This is a genomic window from Pseudomonas sp. WAC2 (assembly GCF_030403525.1).
GTDB classification, from domain to species: Bacteria; Pseudomonadota; Gammaproteobacteria; order Pseudomonadales; family Pseudomonadaceae; genus Chryseomonas; species Chryseomonas luteola.
The window spans coordinates 147077-172549 of record NZ_JAUEPD010000005.1 but is presented as its reverse complement, the minus strand read 5'-3'; the positions used below and the strand labels follow the sequence as shown (position 1 = coordinate 172549).

Here is a 25473-nt window from a genome sequence, read left to right as displayed (position 1 = left end):
TCTGACATAACAGCACCCTTGGATGATGGCAAAAATCAAAAGGAATGGTGGCGCACTCTTGAGCCGCGCGCCGGACCTTGCCAGACTGCGCCGGTGCGTTGGCCAGACGCACCAGGGGAGGATCGAAAAGCCTCCTCCGGAATACTTATACGACCCTGTTTAGGAGCATTTCCGCATGAAAGCTTTTGGCAAGACACTGCTCGCACTCAGTCTGGCTGGCGCCTTCGCCGGTCACGCGATGGCAGACGACAAGGTTCTGCACGTTTACAACTGGAATGACTACATCGCTGAAGACACCATTGCCAAGTTTGAAAAGGAAACGGGCATCAAGGTGGTCTATGACGTGTATGACAGCAACGAGGTACTCGAAGCCAAGTTGCTGGCGGGCAAGTCGGGCTATGATGTGGTTGTCCCCTCCAACTCTTTCCTGGCCAAGCAGATCAAGGCTGGCGTCTACCAGACGTTGGACAGGAACAAGCTGCCCAACTGGAAAAACCTGGACCCCCAGCTGATGAAGACCCTGGAAGTCAGCGATCCGGGTAACCTGTACGCCATTCCTTACCTGTGGGGCACCATCGGTATTGGCTATAACCCTGATAAGGTAAAGGCTGCACTGGGCGACAATGCCCCGGTGGACTCCTGGGATCTGATTTTCAAGCCGGAAAATATTTCCAAGCTCAAGAGCTGTGGTGTCGCGCTGCTGGACTCGCCAACCGAGATCATTCCCGCCGGTCTGCATTACCTGGGCTACAAGCCTGACAGCCAGGACACTAAAGAGCTAAAGGCGGCGCAGGATCTGTTCATGCAGATTCGTCCGTCGATTACCTATTTCCACTCGTCCAAGTACATCTCTGACTTAGCGAACGGCAATGTCTGTGTGGCGGTCGGCTATTCCGGCGACATCGCCCAGGCCAAGGCCCGAGCCGCTGATGCCAAGAATGGAGTGACGGTGAAGTACAACATTCCCAAGGAAGGTGCCGGTACCTTCTTCGATACCATGGCCATTCCAAAGGACGCTACTAACACTGAGGGTGCCTACAAGTTCATCGACTTCATCATGAAGCCGGAGATCATTGCCGAGATCAGCGATTACGTGCAGTACCCGAACGGCAACAAGGAAGCGACACCGCTGGTCAGCGACGAGGTTCGCAACGACCCGGGCATCTACCCGACTCAGGAGACGATGGGCAAGCTGTACGCCTTCCCGGACCTGCCGGCCAAGGTGCAGCGTGCGATGACCCGTGCCTGGACAACGATTAAGTCCGGCAAATAAGTGATGCAGGCCCCTCCGGCAGCTGTTGGAGGGGCCTTCTGGAAGGATAGGGCATGTATACAACGCAGCGATTATCCGACCCACGCTCTAATCTGATTGCAGCTTCGGTGAACTGTACCGATACGAAAAATCAGTTTATCCGTGACATTTCCGCGCTCATCCTGTATCAACGCGGCCCGTTATCAGGCAGGCCGTACGGTAAGCAGATGAAGGCACTATTGCCACTGGCGGTAGCCGCCGGGAATTCGCATGTCTGCAACAGTGCATGTGCGGTCGATATTAGCCGATGCCGGATGCGTTCCAGGGTTAGGTAAGAGCCCTATGGTAGGGCCGTCGCGTTAAACCTGTATTCATTCATAGATTCTTCACAAGGAAATCGGCCGCACAGTCAGGTATGGACTGGCCACTAACCAAGAGGACGACCGAGTGTTTCTTTCCCTTCGTAAGACGCTGCTTGCCACTGCCGCTGCGCTGGCCTTTACACCACTGGCCCATGCCGAGAAAGTCGTGCACATCTATAACTGGAGCGATTACATCGGTGAGACCACGCTGGAAGATTTCCAGAAGGAAACCGGAATCAAGCCGGTCTATGACGTGTTCGACTCCAATGAAACCCTCGAGGGCAAGCTTCTGGCCGGCCGGACCGGCTATGACGTGGTAGTGCCGTCCAACCATTTCCTGGGCAAGCAGATCAAGGCTGGCGCGTTCATGAAGCTGGACCGCAGCCAGCTGCCCAACTGGCAGAACCTGGACCCTGCTCTGCTCAAGCAGCTTCAGACCAACGATCCGGGTAACGAGCACAGCGTGCCTTACCTATGGGGAACCAACGGTATCGGTTACAATGTCGACAAGGTCAAAGAGGTGCTTGGCACCGACAAGATCGACTCTTGGGCAGTGCTGTTCGAGCCGGAAAACATCAAGAAGCTGACCAAGTGCGGTGTTTCCTTCATGGACTCGCCGGATGAAGTTATTCCGGCCATGCTGAACTATCTGGGGCTCAACCCCAACAGCACAAATCCTGACGATTACAAGAAAGCCGAGGCGAAGCTCCTGCAGGTTCGCCCGTACGTGACTTATTTCCACTCCTCGAAATACATCTCTGATCTGGCCAACGGCAATATCTGTGTGGCCTTTGGCTATTCGGGTGACGTTTTCCAGGCAGCGTCACGTGCCGAGGAGGCGGGAAAGGGCGTCAAGATCGCTTATGCCATTCCCAAGGAGGGAGCGAACCTGTGGTTTGATCTATTGGCCATCCCCAAGGATGCGTCCAATGCGAAAGAGGCACATGCGTTCATCAACTACCTGTTGCGGCCTGAGGTGATTGCCAAGGTAAGCGACTCCGTTGGTTACGCTAACCCCAACCCCAAGTCAGGCGAGCTGATGGACCAGAAGGTACGCCAGGATGAAACGGTCTATCCACCCCAAGAGGTGATGGACAAGCTGTATGTGATGGCGGAACTGCCTCCGCAGATATTGCGGGTCAGTACACGCAGTTGGACCCGGATCAAATCCGGTAAATAGCGTTCCATATTCGATAGCCTGACCGTTGAGTCAGGCTGAATGCCTGGCTGACAGCAAGGCGAAAAGAGGCACGGTCGGCGGCGCTAGGGCAAGAAGGGCGGAGGGGTTTTCCGCACCGACTCTAGAACCTCATGCCGTAGCTGTCAGGCAGGATTTCAAGACCCCTGGGGAGTAAATAATGGCGATAGCCTCCGGTGCCTTTAAAAAAGCCGTGACCGGTGTTCAGCAGACCAAAGAAGTGCTGGTGAAGATCGATCGGGTAACCAAGAAATTCGATGAAACGGTGGCAGTTGATGATGTTTCACTGACCATCAACAAAGGCGAGATCTTTGCGCTGCTTGGTGGCTCCGGTTCTGGTAAATCCACGCTGCTGCGCATGCTGGCGGGGTTTGAGCAACCCACCGAGGGAAGGATCTTCCTAGACGGGCAGGACATCACCAATATTCCGCCGTATGACCGGCCGATCAACATGATGTTCCAGTCCTATGCCTTGTTCCCGCACATGACGGTCGAGCAGAACATTGCGTTCGGCTTGAAGCAGGACAGGCTGCCTAGGGAAGAGATCAACCAGCGCGTGGCCGAAATGCTCAAGCTGGTGCACATGACACAGTATGCCAAGCGCAAACCGCATCAGCTGTCTGGTGGACAGCGTCAGCGGGTGGCCCTGGCGCGCTCACTGGCCAAGCGGCCCAAGCTTCTGTTGCTCGACGAGCCGATGGGAGCGCTCGACAAGAAGCTGCGTTCGCAGATGCAGCTGGAACTGGTGGAGATCATCGAGCGTGTGGGCGTGACCTGTGTGATGGTGACGCATGACCAGGAAGAAGCCATGACCATGGCTCAGCGCATCGCGATCATGCACCTGGGCTGGATCGCTCAGGTAGGCAGCCCGATGGACATCTATGAAACGCCGGCCAGCCGCCTGGTCTGTGAGTTCATCGGCAACGTGAACCTGTTCGACGGTGAACTGATCGAGGACGATGCGGATCACGCCATCATTGCCTCGCCGCAGCTCGAGCGGCACATCTACGTGGGCCACGGGATTAGCACCCGCGCTGAAGACAAGCGCGTGACCTATGCGATTCGTCCGGAAAAGCTCCTGATGGCCAGCCGCCTGCCGGAAGACCATGAACACCCCAACTACAACTGGCTACGCGGGACCGTGCATGACATTGCCTATCTGGGCGGGCATTCGGTGTATTACATCAAGCTGGAGTCCGGGCAACTGGTCCAGTGCTTCATCGCCAACGCCGTGCGCCTGGGCAAACGCCCAACGTGGGACGATCCGGTAGTGGTGTACTGGGAAGATGACAGCGGCGTGGTACTGCAATCATGAGTCTGAAGAAACTGTTCGACGGCCGCCGCCTGGTTATCGGCGTCCCGTTCGTGTGGCTGTTCCTGTTCTTCCTGCTGCCGTTCGCCATTGTGCTGAAGATCAGTTTCGCCATTGCGGACGTCGCGATTCCACCCTATACCGAACTGCTGACCTATGCCGACCAGCAGCTGGATATTGCCCTGAATTTCGGGAATTACCTGATGTTCACGGACGATCCGCTATACCTGGACGCGTACCTTGGTTCGCTCAAGATCGCTGGCATCAGTACGCTGATCTGTCTTCTGATCGGATATCCGATGGCCTATGCCATCGCTCGGGCGCGCAAGGATGTACAGACGGTATTGCTTCTCCTGATCATGATGCCGACCTGGACGGCCATTCTGATCCGGGTCTATGCCTGGATGGGGCTTCTGTCCACCAACGGCTTGATCAATGAATTCCTGATGTTTATCGGTGTGATTCACGAGCCGCTGCGCCTGCTCAATACCAATTTCGCGGTGTATCTGGGGATTGTGTATTCCTACCTGCCGTTCATGATCCTGCCGCTGTTCGCCAATCTGGTGAAGCATGATCTGACACTGCTGGAGGCGGCATCCGACCTAGGCGCGAGTCGCTTTACCAGCTTCTGGCGTATCACGGTGCCGTTGTCCAAGAACGGCATTATCGCGGGCTGCATGCTGGTCTTCATTCCCGCAGTGGGCGAGTTCGTGATTCCGGAACTGCTGGGCGGGCCGGAAACGCTCATGATTGGCCGTGTGTTGTGGCAGGAATTCTTCAATAACCGCGACTGGCCGGTGGCTTCGGCTTTGGCGGTGGTCATGCTGATCATCCTCATCGTGCCTATTGTCCTGTTCAACAGGAATCAGGCGAAGGAACTGGAGGGCAAGCTATGAGAAGCCTGAAGTTCACAAACCTGATGTTGGTGTTGGGCCTGTTGTTCATCTACCTGCCGATGGTCATCCTGGTGATCTATTCATTCAACGCCTCGCGTCTGGTGACTGTCTGGGGCGGCTGGTCGGTGCACTGGTATGCAGGGCTTCTGGACAATAACCAGCTCATGGGCGCCGTAGGGCGCTCCCTGGAAATCGCGTTCTACACGGCGATTTCCTCGGTCATCCTGGGAACGCTGGCGGCGTTCGTGCTGACGCGTATTCCTCGCTTTCGCGGGCGTACGGTGTTTGGCGGTCTGGTCACTGCACCGCTGGTCATGCCTGAGGTGATTACCGGTCTGTCGCTGCTGCTCCTGTTCGTTTCCATGGCACAGTTCATCGGCTGGCCGCAGGATCGGGGTGTCGTCACGATCTGGATCGCCCATACCAGCTTTTGCGCGTCTTACGTAGCGGTAGTAGTGTCGGCGCGTCTGCGCGAGTTGGACCTGTCTATCGAGGAAGCCGCCATGGACCTGGGCGCGCGTCCCTGGAAGGTGTTCATGCTGATCACCATCCCGATGATTGCGCCTTCTCTGGCAGCGGGTGGAATGATGTCCTTTGCGCTATCGCTGGATGATCTGGTGCTTGCAAGCTTCGTGTCCGGCCCTGGCTCAACCACCTTGCCAATGGAGGTGTTCTCCGCTGTGCGCCTGGGTGTGAAGCCGGAGATCAATGCCATTGCCAGCCTGATTCTGCTGGCGGTCTCGCTGTTTACCTTCCTCGCGTGGTATTTCACGCGTCGGGCTGAGAAGAAGCGGCTGCAGGGGTTGAAGGAGGCCATGGAGTCGACGGTGACAGAAACTGCCAATGAGCGGGACGTTGAGCGTTTCACCGCGCCGCCTACCAATAGCTGATACAAGAAAGCCACCGAAAGGTGGCTTTTTTTATGCCTGGGGTGGATCAGCCTGTTGCCAGAATGAATCGGTGTATGGCCTCGGCCAGACCGTTCCTGTCGGTTTCGGCGGTAATCTGCATGGCGTGAGCCTTGACGTCTTCCTCGGCTTGTCCCATGGCAATGGAGAGCCCGGCTTTCTTGAACATTGAAATATCGTTTTCACCGTCTCCAATGGCGACAGTACGCGTGAGCGGAATGCTCAGATGCTCCGCCAGTGCCACTAGTGCATGGCCTTTGCTGGCCTGGGCGGCTGTAATATCCAGATAGTAGGGTTGGGAGCGTACGGTGTGGGCGTATTGCCCCAGCTTCTGATCCAGCTCGGGTTGCAGGCTGGCGAGGCGATCATGGTTCTTACTGACAGCTACCAGCTTGTCGACCCGGTCAAGGTAGTCGTCAAAGCGGTCGACGATCAGCGGATCATAGCCCAGGGCTCTTTTCTCATGGCCGATGTAGTGGTTGTCTGGATTGGCAATGATCCATTCATTATCGGCGAAGAGCCAGATATCCAGGTCTTCGTCCTCAAGCTGCTCAAACACGCTGTCCACGGCATTCCGGGGTATACGGTGTGCCTGCAAGAGCGTGCCATCCGGCTTGAGCAGGGTGCCGCCGTTGAAGGCGCCGACGGGGAGGGTAAGATCAAGCGCTTCGATCAGCCAATGCATGGCCCGTGGCGGGCGACTGCTGACCAGCGTAAAGTCGATTCCAGCCTCACGCAGGCGCTGTACGGCCTCGATCGTGGCTTGGTTTAATTGCTTGTCGGTACGCAAAAGGGTGCCATCGACATCCGACAGCATAAGTTGATACGGGTGGTTCGTCATTATCGTTCCTGTCGAGCCATAGTAGAAAAGAGCGACAGGCTGCCTGGAGGTGCGCCTCGATGCGCTACCTCCAAGCCTGCTCGGAAAGCGTTACTGCGGGATTTCTACGTGCCCACCAAAGCCGAAGCGCATGGCCGACAGGAGCTTGTCGCCATAGGTCGCCTTCTGGCGTGAGCGGAAACGGGCATACAGTGCGGACGTCAGTACCGGGGCAGGTACGGCTTCCTCAATAGCGGCCTCGATGGTCCAGCGACCTTCACCACTGTCGGACACGAATCCGCTGAATTTTTCCAGTTCCACGTCCTGAGCCAGTGCCTGAGCGGTCAGGTCCAGAAGCCAGGAGGAAACGACACTGCCACGGCGCCATACTTCGGCGATGTCTGCCAAATCCAATTGCAGGCGCTCTTCTTCCGGTACATTTTCGGAGCCGCGCATCTTGAGAATGTCAAAGCCTTCGGCGTACGCCTGCATCATGCCGTATTCGATACCGTTGTGAATCATCTTCACAAAGTGACCGGAACCAGCCGGGCCTGCATGGATATAGCCACGCTCGGCACGCTCGTCCGGGGCGTTGCGGCCACGGGTGCGCTCGATGTCGCCATAGCCAGGGGCCAGGGTGTCGAAGATGGGATCCAGGCGGTCCACGGTTTCCTTATCGCCGCCAATCATCATGCAGTAGCCGCGCTCAAGGCCCCAGACGCCTCCAGAGGTGCCTACGTCGAGGTAGTGGATACCTTTCTCGGCCAGCGCCTTGGCGCGGCGAAGGTCGTCCTTGTAGTAAGTATTGCCACCATCAATGATGGTGTCGCCCGGCTCCAGCATCTGGCCCAGGGTGTTGATGGTCTGTTCGGTCGGGTCACCCGCCGGAAGCATGACCCATAGCGCGCGTGGCTTAGCCATCTGCTGGATCATGTCCTCAAGACCGGTTGTTGCTTTGGCGCCTTCTTTGGCCAGCGTCTCGATGGAGTCGGCGCTGCGGTCGTATGCGAAGACCTCGTGCCCGTTTTTCATCAGCCTGCGGGCAATGTTTCCGCCCATCCGGCCCAGTCCGATAATGCCAAGTTGCATGTTGTTGCCTCCACGAGCTTTTACGTCAGGCGATAGCCGCCTCGACTAATTGTACGATACGTTGCAGCCCTGCTTCGCTATTGCCGTGCTGAATGTGAATACGTAAATGTCGACGACCTCGCTCGGCGAGCACGGAAAGGTCCCCTTGTGCCTGAGCGGCTTCGACGATGCCGAAGCTTACCTTGCGTCCGGGAATGGCCAGATCCTGCTGGGGTTCGGCGGTAATCTGCAGGAAAACCCCGCTATTTGGCCCTCCTTTGTAGGCTTGGCCTGTGGAGTGTAGAAAACGGGGGCCGAAGCCGCCAACGGTGGCGACACGGTAACGATCCCGTAACAGGGTCCGCAGCCGCGTCATCAGGGTTTCGTGGGCGCCGTTACGCTCGATATAGGCAAGCACGGCAGCGTAATCGCCCGGATTGAGGCGAGCAAAATGCTCCCGAAGTACCTGCTCGGCCGAATCGCCGCTCAGGGGGGAATCGCTGTAGAACGCCAGCTCGCCATCAGTGAAGAAGGGATTTCCGCTGGAAAGCTGCCCGGTTTTTTCATACTCATCGGTTAGCACGCGCGTTTTGACCTTGCTGGCTTCGACGTCAGGCTGATCGAAAGGATTGATGCCTATCACGGCACCTGCAATGGCGGTAGCCACTTCCCAGCGGAAAAATTCCTGACCGATAAGGTCAGGCCGCATCAGGCTTATGCGGATTACGGGCTGGCCGGCCTTTTCCAATGCCTCGACCTGGGCATCCAGTTCGCTGCCGTCGTTATCTGCACGTAGATAGACGAACAAGCGATCATCACCGTAATGGGTGGGGGCAGCCGGGGGCTCCAGGTCGACCGGAATGATGCCTTTGCCCTGTTTGCCTGTGGACTCCGCCAGCAGTTGCTCAAGCCAGGCACCGATACTGGCGATCTGGGGCGAGGCGAACAGGGTCAGCTTGTCTCGTCCGGCCTTGACGGCTTCACCCATCACCACACCCAGATAAACGCCCGGATTGATCGCAGGCGGTGCACTGGGATCGCAGGCCAGCACCATCGGGCGGGTAATCTCGAACAGGCTGTCTACATCGTGTCCAAGCAGGCTCAGCGGTACGAGCCCAAAGGCCGAGAGCACCGAGTAACGCCCGCCAATGGTCGGATCGCCATAGAAGAGGGTGCGATAGTTCTGCGCCTTGGCGCTGACCTCGAGCTTGGAGCCGGGATCGGTAATAGCAATGAAATGATGGCTGGCCTGATCCTCACCGAGCGCTTTGCAGGCAGCGTCGAAAAAGTAAGCGTTGAGAATTTCAGGTTCCAGGGTCGAGCCGGACTTGCTCGATACCAGAAAGACCGTGCAGGCATAATCAATGGACTGCTCCACGGCGGCAATTTGAGCCGGGTCGGTGGAGTCCAACACCAGCAGGCGCAGGCCTTCAGGTGTGTTGCCCAGCGTTTTCGCCAGCACTTCCGGCCCAAGGCTGGAGCCACCCATGCCCAGTAGAACGGCGGTGGTATAGCCTTCGGCTTTGAGCGATTGCTCCAGTATGACCAGAGCGGAGGTATTGATATGCGGCTCAGTAGCGGCTTTCAACCAGCCGCCCCATTTCGCTTCGTCCTGACCGGTCCAGAGAGAAGCATCCATGTGCCATAGCCGACGTGACCAGCCTTCGCGGCGGGCCTGCTCAAGCTGCTGCTCGACGGCTTGGGACAGGTCTTCTGGCAGGCTAAACTTGGCCTGGTTGAGTTTACCAGCCAGCAGTTTGACGCGCTTGGCACCCACAGCACCGAGCAGATCGTCAGCTGCATCGGAGAAAAGTTTGGCGCCTGCCTTTACCAGATCTGTCGTTATGCCCGGCAGATCCAGCCCGAACCGCTCGGTGGCTTCGAGTGTGGCGCGGGCCTCATCCAACCCTGTAGTGAGGGTTTCCTTGACCGTACCATGATCACGAAAAGCATCCATGGTCTTGGGTGGCATGGTATTAACGGTGTCCGGTCCGATCAGCTCATCGACGTACAGTGTATTGGGATGGTCGGGATTCTTGGTGCCGGTAGAGGCCCATAGCAGTCGCTGAGGTTGAGCACCTTTAGCAGCCAGAACTTGCCAGCGTTCGCTTGCTACCATGGCCTGATAATCAGCATAGGCCAGTTTGGCGTTGGCAATAGCAACCCGACCCTTGAGGGACTTGAGCGTTGCGTCGTCATTCCCGGCTTTCAGCTGCTCATCGATCTTTTTCTCGATTTCCGAATCGATCCGGCTGATGAAAAAGCTGGCGACACTGGCTATGCGGCTGATGTCTTCTCCGGCCTGAATACGCGCCTCCAGCCCAGTCATGTAGGCCTCGGCAACAGCGCGATAGGATTCGCGGGAAAACAGCAGTGTCACGTTGACGCTGATCCCTTCGGCAATCAGTTGCTGGATGGCTGCTGCGCCCGCTTCGGTGCCGGGCACCTTGACCATCAGGTTCGGTCGATCGACAGCTTTCCAGAGCCGACGTGCCTCTAATAGGGTGGCCTCGGTATCCATGGCCAGATAAGGCGATACCTCCAGGCTGACGTAGCCGTCCTTGCCGTTTAAACGGTCATAGACAGGCCGCAGAATATCGGCGGCCTGTTGGATGTCTTCGACCGCCAGGTACTCATATACGTCGACCGGTGAGGCATCGGCGCGATTGAGAAAGCGCTCCAAAGAGGCATCGTAATCGGTGCCATGCCCCATGGCCTTTTCAAAGATGGATGGATTGGAGGTAACGCCGGTCAGGCCATCCCGCTCGATGAGCGTCTGCAGCTCACCCTTGCGAAGAAATTCCCGGCTGACGAAATCCAGCCAGACGGCCTGACCGGCCATACCCAACTCTCGCAAGAGGCTGCTCATCATGACCTCCCGGCGTTCGCCTGTTCAGTGGCCAGTTTGACAACGTTTTCAACGGTAAAGCCGTACTTCGCCTGTAGCTTGCCGATCGGTGCAGAGGCGCCAAAGCTGTTCATGACGACCATGGCTCCCTTGCGACCTACGTAACGCTCCCACCCCATCGGGCCAGCCTGCTCGACGGCAACCCGACCGGTTACGTCATCAGGCAGCACGCTTTCTTTATAGGCTTCGTCCTGCTGCTCGAACAGCTCCCAGCACGGCATGGAGACGACACGTGCCGCTATACCGTTTGCTTTGAGCTGCTCATAAGCCTCGACACACAGGCCGACTTCACTGCCGGTACCCATGATGATGACATCTGGCTTGCCGTTTTCGGCATCCGCCAAGACATACGCACCACGCGCCGTACCTTCCGCCGAGGCGTAGCGAGTGCGGTCAAGCGTCGGCATGGGTTGGCGGGAGAGGACGATGCAGGAGGGGCGGTTGGTCTGCTCGAGCGCAACCTTCCAAGCCTGGACGGCTTCGTTGGCATCCCCGGGACGCAGGGTCAGAAGGCCAGGAGTTGCCCTGAGCTGTGCCAGCTGTTCGATAGGCTGGTGAGTAGGTCCGTCTTCGCCGACACCAATGGAGTCGTGGGTAAAGACGAACACCACGGGCAGCTCCATGATCGAGGCCAGGCGAATCGGCGGCTTCATGTAGTCGCTGAACACCAGGAAAGTCGCCGTAAAGGAGCGCAGGTAGCAGAGGGCAAGGCCGTTGGCGATAGCGCCCATCGCGTGTTCACGTACGCCGTAGTGGAGGTTGCGACCGGCAGGTGTCTGCGCTGAGAAGCTTCCAGCGCCGTCAAAGGTCAGCTTGGTCTTGGTAGAGGGCGCCAGATCCGCCGAACCGCCGATCAGCCACGGGATCTTGCTGGCGAAGGCGTTGAGTGCCTTGCCACCGGATTCACGGGTTGCTACGCCCTTAGCGTTGGCTTCGAACTCTGGAAGTGCATCCATCCAGCCTTCAGGCATCTGACCAGCGCGCATGCGGTTGAGCTCGTCTACAAGGGTAGGCTCCTGCTGCTCAAGCGTTTTCAGCGCTGCCTGCCATTGCTCGTATTGGCTTTGCCCGCGCTCAACCATCTGGTCGCGCAGCCAGGTTCGTGCATCGTCCGGCACCAGGAAGTCAGCGTCTTCGGGCCAGCCATAGGATTTCTTGGCGAGACGGATTTCATCAGCGCCCAGTGGCTCGCCATGGGCGGCGGCCGTGTTGTGCTTGTTGGGTGCACCATAACCAATGATGCTGTCGACGATGATCAGGGTTGGCGCATCGTCATGGGCCTGGAAAAACTCGATGGCCTGGCCAAAGGTCAGGGCGTCGTTGGCGTCCTTGACATGGACCACGTTCCAACCATAACCCTTGAAACGTGCGCCAACGTCTTCGCTGAATGTCAGGTCCGTGTGGCCCTCGATGCTGATGGTGTTGTTGTCGTAGATCCAGCACAGGTTGGACAGCTTCAGGTGCCCGGCTACCGAAGCCGCTTCACCGCTGACGCCCTCCATCATGTCGCCATCGCCACATAGCACGTAAACGTTGTAATCGAAGAGGGTAGCGCCGTCACGGTTGAAGCGCTGTCCGAGCCAGCGTTGGGCCATCGCCATGCCAACGCTATTAGCACACCCCTGGCCCAGCGGGCCGGTAGTAGTTTCCACGCCGGTAGTCATGCGGTATTCAGGGTGGCCGGGCGTCTTCGAATCCATCTGACGGAATTGCTTGATGTCATCCAGGCTGACGGCCGGGTTGCCGGAGGGCTGGCCATGCTCGTCGATCTCGGTCACACCGGCCAGATGCAGCAGCGAATACAACAGCATTGACGCATGACCTACAGACAGCACAAAGCGGTCGCGGTTGGGCCAGTCCGGATGCTCAGGGTGGTAGCGCAGGTACTTGCTCCACAACGTATACGCCACGGGCGCCAGGGCCATGGGCGTGCCAGGGTGGCCTGAATTGGCCTTCTGCACGGCGTCCATGGAAAGGGTGCGTATGGTATTCACGCACAGCTGATCACGCTCGATGTTGGGGTCGTTGGAAAAAGTGGTGTTGGCAGAGCACATTGCGGATTCCTCGATTGGAGCGTGGAAGCGAATGGCCGGGATGCCGTCTCGCGGCTCGTCATGGTGCAGGCGATAGGCAAGGACAGCAGCTCGGCTGACCGTGCATGCGGGTTATCCAGGCGCAGGGCCTGGGCTGGCAATCCGGCCGATAGGCTGGCGTTAAGCTACTTCTCGACAGCTGATTCGCATGCGACGGAACAGTACTAGGAGGTGTGAGCTTTCAGGCGGGCGTTTGTTCCTCTTATTTTGCGAGAGAGTGCGTTGAAGGTCTTTAAAGGTATCAGGCCGACACGCGACGACCGGGCACGTGATCCAAACAGCCAGCTTCGTTATCATAGGCACTGACTTTTCTCCCGCGCCCTCCGAGGCGCCGCACCGAGCCCAGCATGAAACAGTACCTAGACCTGATGCGACACGTGCGTGAGCACGGCACCTTCAAAAGCGACCGCACCGGCACCGGCACCTACAGCGTGTTCGGCTATCAGATGCGCTTCAACCTGGCCGATGGTTTTCCCATGGTTACTACCAAGAAGCTGCACCTGCGCTCCATCATTCATGAGCTGCTGTGGTTTCTCAAAGGCTCGACCAATATCGCCTACCTCAAGGAAAACGGCGTTTCCATCTGGGATGAGTGGGCCGATGAGAACGGTGACCTCGGCCCGGTCTACGGTTATCAATGGCGGAGCTGGCCCGCGCCGGATGGCCGTCATATCGACCAGATCGCCAACGTTATCGAGATGATCAAGAAGAATCCCGACTCGCGCCGGTTGATTGTCTCCGCCTGGAACCCTGCCCTGGTGGATGAGATGGCCCTGCCGCCGTGCCATGCGCTGTTCCAGTTCTATGTGGCAGATGGCAAGCTCTCCTGCCAGCTCTACCAGCGCTCGGCGGACATTTTCCTGGGTGTGCCTTTCAATATTGCCAGCTACGCGCTGCTGACCATGATGGTGGCGCAGGTCACGGGTTACGAGCCGGGCGAGTTCATCTGGACGGGCGGTGACAGCCACCTGTACGCCAACCATCTGGAGCAGACGGACCTGCAACTGACCCGCGAGCCGCTGCCCCTGCCTACCATGAAGCTCAACCCAGCGGTCAAAGACCTGTTCGAGTTCACGTTCGATGACTTCGAGCTGGTCGGCTACGAATCCCATCCTCACATCAAGGCGCCCGTCGCCGTTTGATGTATCACTGGAGCGCCCTGCCTGCGTAGGGCGCTCCGGGTCTGAAGCTGTTCATCTGCTCGACTTACAGCTCATCCAGCCGCGTTGCACGTGTCTGCGTGAAGCCGCGGTTATGCTTGCTCAATGGCGAGTTAGGGTCCAGCAGCGAAGTTCGGATGAAGTGCAGGTAACTGCACACGCGGCGCAGCGGCGAGCGTTCGAACTGTCCTGAGTTGGGCTCCTGATGAATCTGGGCGGCTTGTGCCGTCTCGATGGCGTGGTCTACTGCCGACAAGGCCCGCTCCATATGCTTGGGGCAGGGTTGCACGAACAGGCGGATCAGGGCACGCCCCATGATGCGAATAGCCTGTCGCCAGGGTCTCGATTCCTGATAGCAGGGGTGCAGGGGCAGGTTTTCCTGTTCGTAGCGCAACTCGATGATGGCATGACCAATTTCCAGTGACAGGAACATCCAGCGCAGAAGTTGGCGTTGCACGGCGGTATGGCCGGTGGAAAGCACATAGGCCTGGTTGAGCAGGTCGCGGGTACTGCTATCGAAGCCTGATGCCAATCCCTTGAGCTTGCCGCTGATGGCATAGACGACTCGCATGCGTAAATCCTGCTCGAGACGTCCCCATAGCCATGGGCGATTAGGCGGCATGATCACCGCAGCGGCGACCGTGGCGATAAAAGCGGCGAGCAGATAGGACAGGTACTGATTGAAGAAGGCATTGGCATCATACAGCGTGACGTTGGACGGCAAGGCCGCCGAGCAGAACCACACCATCAGCCCTGTGCCATAGCCTGCCCACTGGGGACGGGTGATGAAAAACGCGCCAATGGCAAACACCGGCGACAGCGCGTAGAACAACAGGGAAAAGCCATCCAGTTGGGGCAGCACCCAGAACACCAGAAAAAAGCCGGCCAACGAGCCGGCCAATGTCCCGACGGCCAGTTGCAGGCAGTAACGGCGTGGGTTGGGCGAAGTAGATGAAAGCGCCGAGATCAGGACGGCTGCCAGCGCACAGGTATCACCGCTGGGCCAGGACGTTTCGATCCAGAACAGCCCCAGCACGAGAACCACGAGGGCGCTGCGTATACCGGAAATGGCCGCTGCCATGGGGTTGGCCACGGGGGTGAAGCTTTCCGGGGGCGGCGTCTTGGGTGGCTTGGGACCGTTCAGGGTGGCATAGGCCAGGCAGTAGCTGTAGAGGTCTTCGGCAAAGCGGTAGAGCAGTTCGGCGGCCGTGTTGAAGTCCAGCAGGTCGCCGTCTCCAACCTGTTGATTCTGAAGCTGCGTACGGCCCTCGCGAATAGACTGCATCAGCGGCTCACGGTGTAGCGCGAGCTTTTCTGCCAGACGGGCTGCGTCGGTCTCGGTAGTCAGCCGCTCACCAAACGGTGCAAGCAATGTGGTGATCTCCGAAAGGCAGGGCGAGAAGGCGTCCAGCAGGAGCGGGCGCTGGCGGATCCGGGTCAGTAATTGATTCAAGGCATGGAAGCGGGTGTTGAGCTGCATGAACTGGCTACCCAGATTAGCCAGCCGTCCGCTGCGCTGACGCAGGTGTGGATCTTCGAACGCACTGGCGCTGCGCAGGCTTTCAAAGCCTACGGACTCGGCCGCAAAGCGTGCCGCCAGGGTTTCGAACTGTTCGCGGGTCAACGTGCCGCTCAGACCCTCATGAGCCATGCGGGCGAAGTCACGAAAGCGCAGGGAAAGCGTATTGCGCAGCACGGTGCGGGTCGTCTGCGGCAGGACGATAGCGCTGACTGCACCGGTGCAGCAGATGCCCAGGCCAATCTCCAGTACACGCCACAGGGCCTGCATAAAGGCATTTTCCGGATGGCTCGTGGCTGGCAAGCCGATCAGGCTGGCGGTGTACCCGGCCAGTAGAAAGGCATAACCGCGAAAGTCGCGATAACGTGCAGCGCCCGCCGTACATAGGCCTACCCACATGGCCAGCGAGCCGAGCAGCAGGATCCGTTCCTGGGCGAAGAGGGCAATGAACAGCACCATTACGCTCAGGCCGACCAGCGTTCCGATGATGCGATAGAAACTCTTGGCTAGCACCTGTCCGCTTTGGGGCTGCATGACGATAAAGACGGTGACCAGTACCGTACTGGGTTGGGGCAGCTGCAACCGGTAGGCCAGCCAGAGTGCAATCAGTGCTGTCAGCAGCGCCTTGAAAATGAAGGCCCAGGTAATGCCATCGGTACGGGCCCATTCCAGCAGGGCACGGCGCCAGGCCGAGCGGCTCGGTAATCGACTGGCAAGAGAAATAGCGCGCAACGGTAACCTCGACGCTCAAAGGGCGCACGGAGTGAATCGGTCAGGGTGAAGAACAGCGTTGCAGTCAGCGCAGGGCGATAGCGCACTGACCGTGAAGCGGCGGCAAGATCTTCTTGAACAGACGAGACAGCGGCCTGAACAGACGGGCTGACAGGGGCGTTACGATCAGATAAGGCGGAGCGGGAAGCGGAAGCGTTTTCCGAAACAGTTGCAGCACGGTGGCCTACTCAAACAGTCACTAGCTCAGACGAGCGCTATCCATTCTATGTAGAGCAGGGTGGCGGGAATAAGCAGGAAAATCGTGAAGGATTATTAACTGTAAAGCGAGTAATCAAAGGGTAGGGAGTTGTGCCAGAATTTGCCGCTCTGAGAGGAGTACGATGGACAATCTCTTTAACATGCGTGCTTTCATGTGTGTTGTGGAAGCCGGCAGCTTTACTGCGGCGGCCCAACGCCTTGAGCTTACCACCGCCTACGTTTCCAAGGCGGTCACCAATCTGGAAACACACCTTCAAACCCGTTTACTTCACCGCACTACCCGTCGGATCGCGCTGACCGAGGCGGGGGAACGTTACCTACAGCGTTGCCAACAGATCTTTGCCTACATTCAGGAGGCGGAAGCCGAAGCCAGCCATGCCCATGCGCATCCGGTGGGCAAACTCAAGGTTCATACCATGACCGGCTTGGGCCAGCATTACCTGATCAAGACGATTGCCCGTTACTGCGAGCAATACCCTGAGGTGAACTTCGACCTGCGGCTGACCAATACGTTTACCGATATCCTGGAGGACGGCTACGACGTCTCTGTAATCCTGGCCTCCCAGCTCAAGGATTCAGGCTACTTTTCCAAGCGACTGGGCAGTACCCACAGCATTCTGTGCGCATCGCCGGCTTATCTGGAAAAATACGGCACCCCCCAGACGACGGCTGCCTTGCGTCAACACCGTTGTCTGCGCTTGGTGAACAAGGCTATGTCGCTCGATAAATGGCTGTTCCAGGGGCCCAAGGGCGAAGAGCTGGTCACGATTGATCAGACCCTGTTCCAGGTCAATACGGCGGATGCCCTGATGGAAGCCATCGCTTCTGGCATGGGCATCGGGGCGCTGCCGATCTATGCCGCCGTCAAGGGGCTCAAGGACGGGACGCTACAGCAGGTCCTGCCAAACCACAGCCTGTACCCGCTTAACGTCTATGCGTTGTATCCGTCTCGCCAGTACCTGGATGCAAAGATCCGGACGCTGGTGGACTTCCTGCGCGATACCTTGCCGGGGCTTTTAAAGGTCGACGAGCAGGCTGTGAAGCGGCTGTATGAAGAGGGCCCGGTCAGCGCCTGATGATTAGTCAGGCTGCTGCGCCAATTGCTCGGCCAGGTCTTTGATCTGCTCGCGGCGGTTGGCGTCTCGTAACTTGTGGGAAGCGTTGAGCGAAGACCACTCCGGATGGGCGCGGGCGTGATTCAGGGCGGCAGGAAGCTTGCCCTCACGCCAGCGCTGATCCTCAGGTGTTTCCACTTCGATGGCCTTCATGGCCGCGTGACCGCGGGCATCGAGTGCCTTGACCAGTTGACGCTGGCGTAGGGCGAGCAGGCGCAGCACGGCATCGTCCACGGTCAGCTCACGCTGGCCGCGTAGCTTGCCAAGCAGACGCTGGCCATAATGACCGCCGGTTTGCAGCAATCCGCCTGCCAGGGCACCCAGTGCCGTTGCAGCACCCAGCATCAGGCCACCCGCCAATAGGTCGATACCGGCACCTGCCGCAGCACCGGCAGCAACACCCCCGGTCAGGCGGATACCCAGAATGCGCAGGGTTTCGGGGTTGAATAAATCATCGCCCCAGCGGCCATCCAGTAATGGGAGGTCAGCGGCGCGTGCATCGCCCGAGCGAAAACCGTACAGCTTGAGTAAGTCCTCCACGCAGCGCTGCTCACGCTTACGCAGATCGTCCCGCAGTCGTTGGGTCGCGGCCTTTACTGCGTCGTCCTCTGGTGGCACTACATAGCGGCAGGCGGCGGCGTCGATCAGCAGTTCGGCGATGAGCTGTGCCGCGCTGTGCTGACGTGCCACTGCCTGGGCTTCGTGATCGGCAATCAGGCGCTCCAGGCGTGGACGCGCCGGCTCGATGAGTAAGGCCAGGCTTTCATACAGGCGGCGCTCGCCGTCTTCAGGCGGAGCAACACTGTCGAAGCGCACCAGGGCATGCAGCCCGAGGCGTGCCAGTGCAGTGCGCCATTCTTCCTCGCGATGCTGCTCGGCTGCTACAAAGTTCAAGACGGGCAGCAGTGGCTTGCCGCACCCGGCCAACACGGCCAGTTCATCCTTGTATTTGGCGAGTACCGGCTCGCGGGCATCGACGACATAGAGCCCGGCATCCGAGCTGCGCAGCTGGCGCAGTACCTTGGCCTCCTGCTCGAAGCGGTTGCGGGCCTCGGCGGTATCGAGGAAACGCTCCACGCGAGCGGGGCCATCCAAGCGCTCGCCGGGGCGTTCGAGCTGGTCAAGGTAATCCCGTAGAGCGATGGCATCTTCCAGACCCGGCGTATCGTAGAGTTCGATCAGGGCTTCGCCGTCTACGGAAAGCCGGACACCCTCTACATGACGCGTGGTACTGGCGCGATGAGAGACCTCGCCAAATCCGATGTCGCGGGTCAGTGTTCGCAGCAGGGACGTCTTGCCAACATTGGTATGGCCCACAACAGCCAGAACGAGCGGTTGGGTCATGGGCGTTCTCCTGAGGCGCAGCAGGCGTTGTTGGGCATCGCCTTGCTTACTCCAACCGCGTTCAAACGCCACTTATTCATGTCCAGTCTCCAACCATTCCAGCGGAGACCGTTCTCCGTGGGGAAGTGCCATTCGATCCAGCCCCTGGCGCCAGTCATCGAGGCGGTCGGCATCCAGTTGGGCGTCTACAGGCGCAGGTAGCAGCCAGACGCGGGTAGTACCTGCGCAGCGGGCCAGTTCGCCGATCAGGGACAGGGTGCCTCGGTCCGGTGAACGACGGGGATCGCAGGCAATCACCAGGCGTACGGGCGGATAACGGGTGAGTTGCTCCAGCAAGCGGCGGCGCTGCTGTCCGTCGTCCAGTATACCGGCGTTGCGCACAGTGTCCGGCAGCGTGGGTGGCCAGGCCTGTGTGTCGTCCAGCTCAATCGCGACCAGCACAGCACTTTCACCGGCAACTTCGAGGTTACCGGCAGACGGCTCCGGCAGCTGCTCAGGCGCAGCGTCGTTGACGCCCAGACGCTCGGTGGTGGGCATCAGCTTTTCACGCAGCAGTACATAGCCGGGCTGCTCGATATCCAGCGTCAGTTGCTGGCGGCGGCGTTGCCATTGCCAGAGGCAGAGGGCAAAGAGAAGCGCGCGGGGAATGAGGCCATAGACAATCAGCACGCCTACCAGCCAACCGGCCCAGGCATGACGTGCCGCCTCAAGCCCCTGTGCCGCGTTGCCACTGGCACGAATGGTCTCGATATCCGGCATGGGAAAACCCAGCAATGCAGGCAGCGCACCCAGCGCGTGAGTCATGGTGACAAAGGTATCGCTGCTCAGAATGGTGGTTTCCCAGATAAAGCTGTAGCTGCGGGTCGCCAGCAGGGCAAGCAGGATGCCTAGTGCTGCACTCAAGGCCAGCAGCCAGAGCCCATGCACCAGTGTGCCCACCCCCCAGCGCACCAGCCGTTGACGACCAAGGAGAATAAGCAGTGCCGGGCCAAGCTGGGCTGCGCGAGCATCCCGGGCCAGCTTGCCGGCCAGCCACAGCCAGAGGCGGCCCAACACACTGGCGCTGCGTCCACCGCCGAAAAAGCCGATCAGCCATAACAGCAGGGTCAACAGATGCAGGCCCAACAGACTGCCCAGGGCCCAGAAGACATTGACCGGGCGCACGCCATCGCCCAGAGCACCAAAACCGAGGCCGGCACCGGACAATACGGCCAGAAAGGCGAGTAGCCAGAAGGCGAGGGTGGCACCCTGACGCCAGTGGCGACGGGCTTCGATAAGGCCGTCACGCTGGCCTAACAGATGGGCGCGCAGGTTCAGGCGCTGCATGAAGCTGCCGCCGGCGGCGCGCGCGCGGCGGTTGGCCTCGCTGTCTTCCAGCGGACCGGCTTCTTCCTCGGTCAGGCGGACGGCTTCGGTCAGCCAGAGTGCATCAAGGGTGGAATCGGAAGGGGCAGTAGTGGGTTCGGTCACTCGTCAAACTCGTCCTGGGGATGCGCGGAGGATAACGGGTCGGCATCCAGCGTGTTAACTGGCAAGCCACTGGCAAGGCGGTTGTGCTCTGCTATGCTGCGCGGCTATGAACAAGACACTTCCTCTCAGCTTGATCGTGGCGGTCGCCGACAATGGCGTGATCGGCCACGAAAATCGTCTGCCTTGGCACTTGCCGGCAGAACTCAAATACTTCAAGGCCGTGACCTTGGGCAAGCCGGTGATCATGGGTCGAAAGACCTGGGACTCGCTGGGTCGTCCATTGCCAGGGCGTTTGAATCTGGTCGTCAGCCGTCAGACCGATCTGACGCTCGAAGGTGCCGAAACCTTTACGTCGCTGGATGATGCGGTGACGCGAGCCGAGTCTTGGGCCAGGGAGCAGGGCGCTAGTGAGGTTATGCTGATCGGCGGGGCGCAGCTCTTCATCGAGGCGCTGCCTGATGCGGATCGTTTCTACCTCACCCGTGTAGCACTGGAGCCGGAAGGGGATGTGTATTTCCCCGAATGGGATGAGCAGCAGTGGCAGCGGGTATCGCGTGACGAGCACCCGTCCGAGGATGGCCGTCCGGCATACGCGCTGGAAGTGTGGGAACGCAAGCGCTAGGCGCTGCGCATGTTGATTGCCTGTAAAACGGGGCGCCTATCAGGCGCCCCGTTCGTTCTAGAAATATTTCAACCACGTGATATCGCGGCGGCGCGCCTTAAGGTGGGCAAACCAGCGAACCGGCCAGTAGAACGCAAAGGCCAGCACGATGGCGCTGATCCACAAGGCCCAGACATGATCAAAGCCAAAGTACGTTCCCTGATTGAGGCCGAACAGGGCAACGGCAATCCGGTACAGCACGCCCAACACGTACAGATGCAGGATGTAGAAGAACATCGGTGCCGCGCCAAACACGGTAAACCAGTGCAGCAGGCGGCTTTCCGGCTTGCGCTCGAACAGCACGAGTAATAACAGGCCCAGGCCCAGTGTAAGCGAGAGGAATAGCAGGGAGGGTGGGTACTTGGTGATGTTCAGAAAGCTCATCACCGTCAGCAGGAGTGTTTCTCCGGTGACCCACTGCTGCGCCTGACCATAGCCATTGATCATCCGCAATACCAGGAAGATCAACAGGGCGCCAAGCCCCCAGCCTAGCAGACGCTTCTGGCGCTCGGACGGGTTCAGCTGGGTAAACCATGGGCCTACGGCATAGCCCAGCGCAATTACGCCAATCCAGGGCAGAAGCGGATAGGACGTCCGCAGCCGCAGGCTTTCGCCCAATTCGATCCAGCCGCGATCATGCAATATCGCCCATGGGACATGGAAGGGCGAGCCTGCCGGAAAATGCACCCCGTCCAACAGATTGTGCCCGGCTACCAGCACGAGGCCGATGGCGATCAGCGCTGCGCGGGGCAGCCAGACCAGTGCCGACAGCATGATCATGCTCAGGCCAATGGCCCAGATCACTTGCAGATAGATCACCTTGGGTGGGAACTGGAACGTCCAGGCCAGGCTGACCAGCGTAAATTCCAGAATGACCAGAAATAGCCCGCGCTTGAACAGGAAGCTGGAAACCGCAGCCCGATCATTGTGCTTTGCGCCATAAAGAAAGGCACCCAGGCCTGTCAGGAAGACGAAGACCGGTGCGCACAGGTGACTGGCAATCCGGCTGAAGAACAGGTCAGGTGAGGTCGAGGCGACATCCATGGGGTCGATGACCTGCCGATGCAGGAAGAACGTTTCGCGAACATGATCGAGCAGCATGAATACAATCACGAGCCCGCGCAGGGCATCGATGCTTTTGAGGCGGTGGGACATTGAGGTCATTTAAGGTCGTTCCATGAGGCACATCAGCAGATATTGCAGTCTGTAATGTTATCTTATTTCAATGTTGTATCCCTGGTTCTGCCACATTTGGTTACGGTTTGGCTGACCCCTGTGATTATCTGAATAACGCTCAAGATCCTGATTTTTCTACTTTCAAGCCAAAAGGACTTTTTCGCTTCGCTTGTGGAAATAAAATTCCAAAATAGAAAACATGGAAAAAATGTTTGATTAATACGTGAAGACGTTTTAGGCTGATTTCAACTCGTTCAGCACCCCGGTGCGAAAGACCGCAGGCCGATAAAAATAAATAGGAGCCACCATGGGCGACACAACCTTTGCCAATGGACGTCAGCTGGATGTCATCTGTCTTGGGCGCCTCGGCGTCGATCTGTATGCACAGCAGATCGGGGCACGGCTCGAAGATGTAAGCAGTTTTGCCAAGTACCTGGGCGGCTCGTCCGCCAACATCGCCTTCGGCACCGCCCGGTTGGGGTTGAAGTCCGCCATGCTGACCCGCGTCGGCGATGACCATATGGGCCGCTTCCTGGTGGAATCTCTGAACAAGGAAGGCTGTGATACCCGGGCCATCAAGGTCGATCCTGAGCGGCTCACCGCCATGGTCCTGCTGGGAATCAAGGACCGTGAAACCTTTCCTCTGGTGTTCTATCGCGAAAACTGCGCCGACATGGCGCTGCGCGAGGAAGACATCGACGAATCCTTCATCGCTTCAAGCAAGGCCTTGCTCATCACCGGTACGCATTTCTCCACCGAGGGCGTCTACAAGGCGAGCAGCCGTGCGCTGGACTATGCCGAGAAGCACAACGTCAAGCGTGTACTGGACATTGACTATCGTCCGGTGCTTTGGGGTCTCACCGGTAAGGCGGATGGTGAGACCCGTTTTATTGCCAATGCGGAGGTAAGCGCCCATGTTCAGCGTATCCTGCCGCGTTTCGATCTGGTCGTCGGAACTGAAGAAGAGTTCATGATTGCCGGGGGCTCGGATGATCTGCTGACTGCCCTTCGCAAGGTGCGTGAAGTCAGCGAGGCGACACTGGTGGTCAAGCTGGGCGCTCTGGGCTGCACCGTGATCCATGGCGAGATTCCAGAGCGCCTGGAGGACGGTAGCATCTACCAAGGCATCCGTGTGGAAGTGCTCAACGTGCTGGGCGCAGGTGACGCGTTCATGTCCGGTTTCCTGCGCGGGTGGCTTACCGGCGGTGATGATGAGCGTTGCTGTCAGCTGGCTAATGCCTGTGGCGGTCTGGTCGTCTCCCGTCATGCCTGTGCACCGGCCATGCCTACCCTGGCGGAGCTCGATTATTTCTTCAACAGCCCGATACCGATTATCCGACCGGATCTGGACCCTGCGCTCAATCGCCTGCATCAGGTAAGCGTGCCGCGCAAGACCTGGCAACCGCTGTACATCTTTGCCTTCGATCACCGCGGTCAGCTGGTGGAGCTGGCGCAGCAGGCCGGGCGCGACCTCAAGGCCATTCCCGAGCTGAAGCAGCTGTTCATCCGTGCCATCGAGCGGGTGGAAGCGGATCTGAGGGAGAACGGCGTACAGGGCGATGTTGGTTTGCTGGCCGATGAGCGTTTCGGCCAGGATGCCCTCAATACGGCAACGGGGCGTGGCTGGTGGATTGCCCGCCCGGTGGAATTGCAGGGCTCGCGTCCCCTGGCGTTCGAGCATGGCCGTTCCACTGGCAGCAATCTCATCAAGTGGCCTCAGGAGCAGATCATCAAGTGTCTGGTGCAGTTTCACCCGGACGATGAGCCTGAGCTTCGCCTTGAGCAGGAAGCTCAGCTCAAGGGGTTATATGAAGCGGCTCAGGTCAGCGGGCATGAGCTGCTGCTGGAGGTGATTCCGCCGAAGAACCACACCTCCGATCAGCCGGATGTGCTCTACCGCGCCATCAAGCGGCTCTACAACATCGGAATCTACCCCAACTGGTGGAAGATCGAGTCCCAGCCTGAGGCGGTGTGGGAAAAGTTGGATGAGCTCATCACCGAGCGCGATCCGTATTGCCATGGGGTTGTGCTGCTGGGACTCAATGCACCGGCCGAAGAGCTGGCTGAAGGGTTCCGTCATGCCAGTGCCAGCAAGACCTGTCGCGGGTTTGCCGTTGGCCGGACGATCTTTCAGGAGCCGAGCCGCGCCTGGCTTGCCGGTGAGATCGATGACGAAGCGTTGATCAGCCGGGTGCAGTCGACCTTCGAGTTCCTGATCAAATCCTGGCGTGAGGCTCGCCGCCTGGGCTGATACGTCTCGACTTTTCGCACTACCAGACAACAACAAGATTAGGTGTGGCAACCATGACGAATTCACCGGTCAAGATCGGGATCAATCCGATCTCCTGGAGCAATGACGACCTCCCTTCGCTGGGGGGCGAAACCCCGCTGAGCACAGCGCTGCGCGAGGGCAAGGAGATCGGTTACCAGGGGTTTGAGCTCAACGGCAAGTTTCCCAAAACGCCTGAAGGCGTGCGTGACGTGCTGGGCGAGTACGGGCTGGAGCTGGTGTCCGGCTGGTACTCAAGCCTCATGGCGCATCGCAGCGCAGAAGATGAAATCAAGGGCATTGCCAAGCATTGCCGCCTGTTGGCCGAAAATAACGCCAAGGTCCTGGTATATGGCGAAGTGGCCGGTTCCATTCAGAGCAAGCGGGTCCCTCTGGTTGAGCGTCCACGCTTTTATACAGACGAGCAGTGGAAGGTTTACGGCGACAAGCTGACGGCTCTGGCACGCTTCACCCAGTCCCAGGGGGTGCGTCTGGCCTACCACCACCATATGGGTGCCTATGTGGAGTCCCCCGAGGACATTGCTCGGCTGATGGAGGTGACTGGCGAGGAAGTCGGGCTCCTGTTCGATGCTGGTCACTGTTACATGGGCGGTGGCGATCCGCTGGCCGTATTAAAGAAACATATCGACCGCGTTTGCCATGTGCACTTCAAGGACGTTCGCAAGAATGTCGTGCAGCTGGCCCGTAACAACCAATGGAGTTTCCCGGATTGCATCGTCAACGGCACCTTTACGGTGCCCGGCGATGGCGATATCGATTTTGCGCCACTGCTCGACACCTTGTATGCCGCTAATTACCGCGGCTGGCTGGTAGTGGAGGCCGAACAGGATCCGGCCGTGGCACCCAGCTATCTCTACGCCCAGAAAGGGTATGAAACGCTGCGCGCACTGGTATCCCGCGCCAATGCTCGACTCACCCTTTATTAAGAGGA

General features: G+C 58.8%; 19 protein-coding genes. 10 read left to right on the top strand and 9 right to left on the bottom strand.

Annotation, left to right across the window (positions count from 1 at the left end):
* Positions 1 to 175: 175 nt before the first annotated feature.
* The 5 genes from QWJ10_RS12600 (at position 176) to QWJ10_RS12580 (ending at position 5910) form a co-directional block, all read left to right on the top strand.
* Positions 176 to 1273: a polyamine ABC transporter substrate-binding protein gene (locus tag QWJ10_RS12600; RefSeq protein WP_122041717.1), complete on the top strand. Its 1098-nt coding sequence runs from the start codon at positions 176 to 178 to the stop codon at positions 1271 to 1273.
* A gap of 450 nt (positions 1274 to 1723) precedes the next feature.
* Positions 1724 to 2794 carry a polyamine ABC transporter substrate-binding protein gene (locus QWJ10_RS12595; protein ID WP_074822650.1) on the top strand — a complete coding sequence of 357 codons (1071 nt, stop codon included), beginning with the start codon at positions 1724 to 1726 and terminating at the stop codon, positions 2792 to 2794.
* Positions 2795 to 2972: 178 nt separating this feature from the next.
* On the top strand, positions 2973 to 4127 hold the full coding sequence (gene potA / locus QWJ10_RS12590) for a polyamine ABC transporter ATP-binding protein (RefSeq protein WP_219651105.1): 1155 nt from the start codon (positions 2973 to 2975) through the stop codon (positions 4125 to 4127).
* Between the two features lie 11 nt (positions 4128 to 4138).
* Positions 4139 to 5020 (top strand): ABC transporter permease subunit, encoded by an 882-nt coding sequence (locus QWJ10_RS12585; protein WP_112297964.1) that lies wholly within the window; start codon positions 4139 to 4141, stop codon positions 5018 to 5020.
* Positions 5017 to 5910 carry an ABC transporter permease subunit gene (locus tag QWJ10_RS12580; protein ID WP_010795656.1) on the top strand — a complete coding sequence of 298 codons (894 nt, stop codon included), beginning with the start codon at positions 5017 to 5019 and terminating at the stop codon, positions 5908 to 5910. The genes QWJ10_RS12585 and QWJ10_RS12580 overlap by 4 nt, the downstream gene beginning before the upstream one ends.
* Before the next feature lie 46 nt (positions 5911 to 5956).
* On the opposite strand, the gene QWJ10_RS12575 is transcribed toward QWJ10_RS12580, so the two are convergent.
* The 4 genes from QWJ10_RS12575 to tkt form a co-directional block, all read right to left on the bottom strand.
* A complete protein-coding gene (locus QWJ10_RS12575; RefSeq protein WP_289926796.1) occupies positions 5957 to 6769 on the bottom strand; it encodes an HAD family hydrolase in 813 nt (270 codons plus the stop codon).
* 90 nt (positions 6770 to 6859) lie between these two features.
* Positions 6860 to 7837 carry a phosphogluconate dehydrogenase (NAD(+)-dependent, decarboxylating) gene (gene gnd / locus QWJ10_RS12570; protein ID WP_010795654.1) on the bottom strand — a complete coding sequence of 326 codons (978 nt, stop codon included), beginning with the start codon at positions 7835 to 7837 and terminating at the stop codon, positions 6860 to 6862.
* Between the two features lie 25 nt (positions 7838 to 7862).
* Entirely contained in the window at positions 7863 to 10685 is a 2823-nt protein-coding gene (locus QWJ10_RS12565) for a bifunctional transaldolase/phosoglucose isomerase (RefSeq protein ID WP_289926793.1), read from the bottom strand.
* Positions 10685 to 12778 (bottom strand): transketolase, encoded by a 2094-nt coding sequence (gene tkt, locus QWJ10_RS12560; protein WP_074822266.1) that lies wholly within the window; start codon positions 12776 to 12778, stop codon positions 10685 to 10687. The genes QWJ10_RS12565 and tkt overlap by 1 nt, the downstream gene beginning before the upstream one ends.
* Positions 12779 to 13164: 386 nt before the next feature.
* On the opposite strand from tkt, the gene QWJ10_RS12555 reads away from it, so the two are divergent.
* The gene (locus QWJ10_RS12555) at positions 13165 to 13959 is read left to right on the top strand and encodes a thymidylate synthase (protein ID WP_010795651.1); all 795 of its coding nucleotides are present in this window, start codon (positions 13165 to 13167) and stop codon (positions 13957 to 13959) included.
* Positions 13960 to 14023: 64 nt separating this feature from the next.
* On the opposite strand, the gene QWJ10_RS12550 is transcribed toward QWJ10_RS12555, so the two are convergent.
* Complete coding sequence (locus tag QWJ10_RS12550; protein ID WP_289926788.1) at positions 14024 to 16228, bottom strand: FUSC family protein; 2205 nt, start codon at positions 16226 to 16228, stop codon at positions 14024 to 14026.
* Between the two features lie 64 nt (positions 16229 to 16292).
* Entirely contained in the window at positions 16293 to 16445 is a 153-nt protein-coding gene (locus QWJ10_RS12545) for a hypothetical protein (RefSeq protein WP_159435093.1), read from the bottom strand.
* Positions 16446 to 16608: 163 nt separating this feature from the next.
* On the opposite strand from QWJ10_RS12545, the gene QWJ10_RS12540 reads away from it, so the two are divergent.
* Entirely contained in the window at positions 16609 to 17562 is a 954-nt protein-coding gene (locus QWJ10_RS12540; protein ID WP_289926786.1) for a LysR family transcriptional regulator, read from the top strand.
* Between the two features lie 3 nt (positions 17563 to 17565).
* Here the strand turns inward: QWJ10_RS12540 and QWJ10_RS12535 are convergent, their stop codons facing one another.
* Entirely contained in the window at positions 17566 to 18945 is a 1380-nt protein-coding gene (locus QWJ10_RS12535) for a DUF3482 domain-containing protein (RefSeq protein ID WP_122041723.1), read from the bottom strand.
* A 72-nt stretch (positions 18946 to 19017) separates the two neighbouring features.
* Entirely contained in the window at positions 19018 to 20415 is a 1398-nt protein-coding gene (locus QWJ10_RS12530; protein ID WP_289926782.1) for a DUF2868 domain-containing protein, read from the bottom strand.
* A 106-nt stretch (positions 20416 to 20521) separates the two neighbouring features.
* On the opposite strand from QWJ10_RS12530, the gene QWJ10_RS12525 reads away from it, so the two are divergent.
* The gene (locus QWJ10_RS12525) at positions 20522 to 21037 is read left to right on the top strand and encodes a dihydrofolate reductase (protein WP_010795645.1); all 516 of its coding nucleotides are present in this window, start codon (positions 20522 to 20524) and stop codon (positions 21035 to 21037) included.
* Between the two features lie 57 nt (positions 21038 to 21094).
* On the opposite strand, the gene QWJ10_RS12520 is transcribed toward QWJ10_RS12525, so the two are convergent.
* Positions 21095 to 22240 (bottom strand): DUF1624 domain-containing protein, encoded by a 1146-nt coding sequence (locus QWJ10_RS12520; RefSeq protein ID WP_289926778.1) that lies wholly within the window; start codon positions 22238 to 22240, stop codon positions 21095 to 21097.
* 319 nt (positions 22241 to 22559) lie between these two features.
* On the opposite strand from QWJ10_RS12520, the gene iolC reads away from it, so the two are divergent.
* Both iolC and iolE read left to right on the top strand, forming a co-directional pair.
* Positions 22560 to 24503, top strand: a complete 1944-nt coding sequence (gene iolC, locus QWJ10_RS12515) for a 5-dehydro-2-deoxygluconokinase (RefSeq protein WP_289926776.1) — start codon at positions 22560 to 22562, stop codon at positions 24501 to 24503.
* Positions 24504 to 24556: 53 nt separating this feature from the next.
* Entirely contained in the window at positions 24557 to 25468 is a 912-nt protein-coding gene (iolE, locus tag QWJ10_RS12510) for a myo-inosose-2 dehydratase (RefSeq protein WP_289926774.1), read from the top strand.
* Positions 25469 to 25473: the final 5 nt, after the last annotated feature.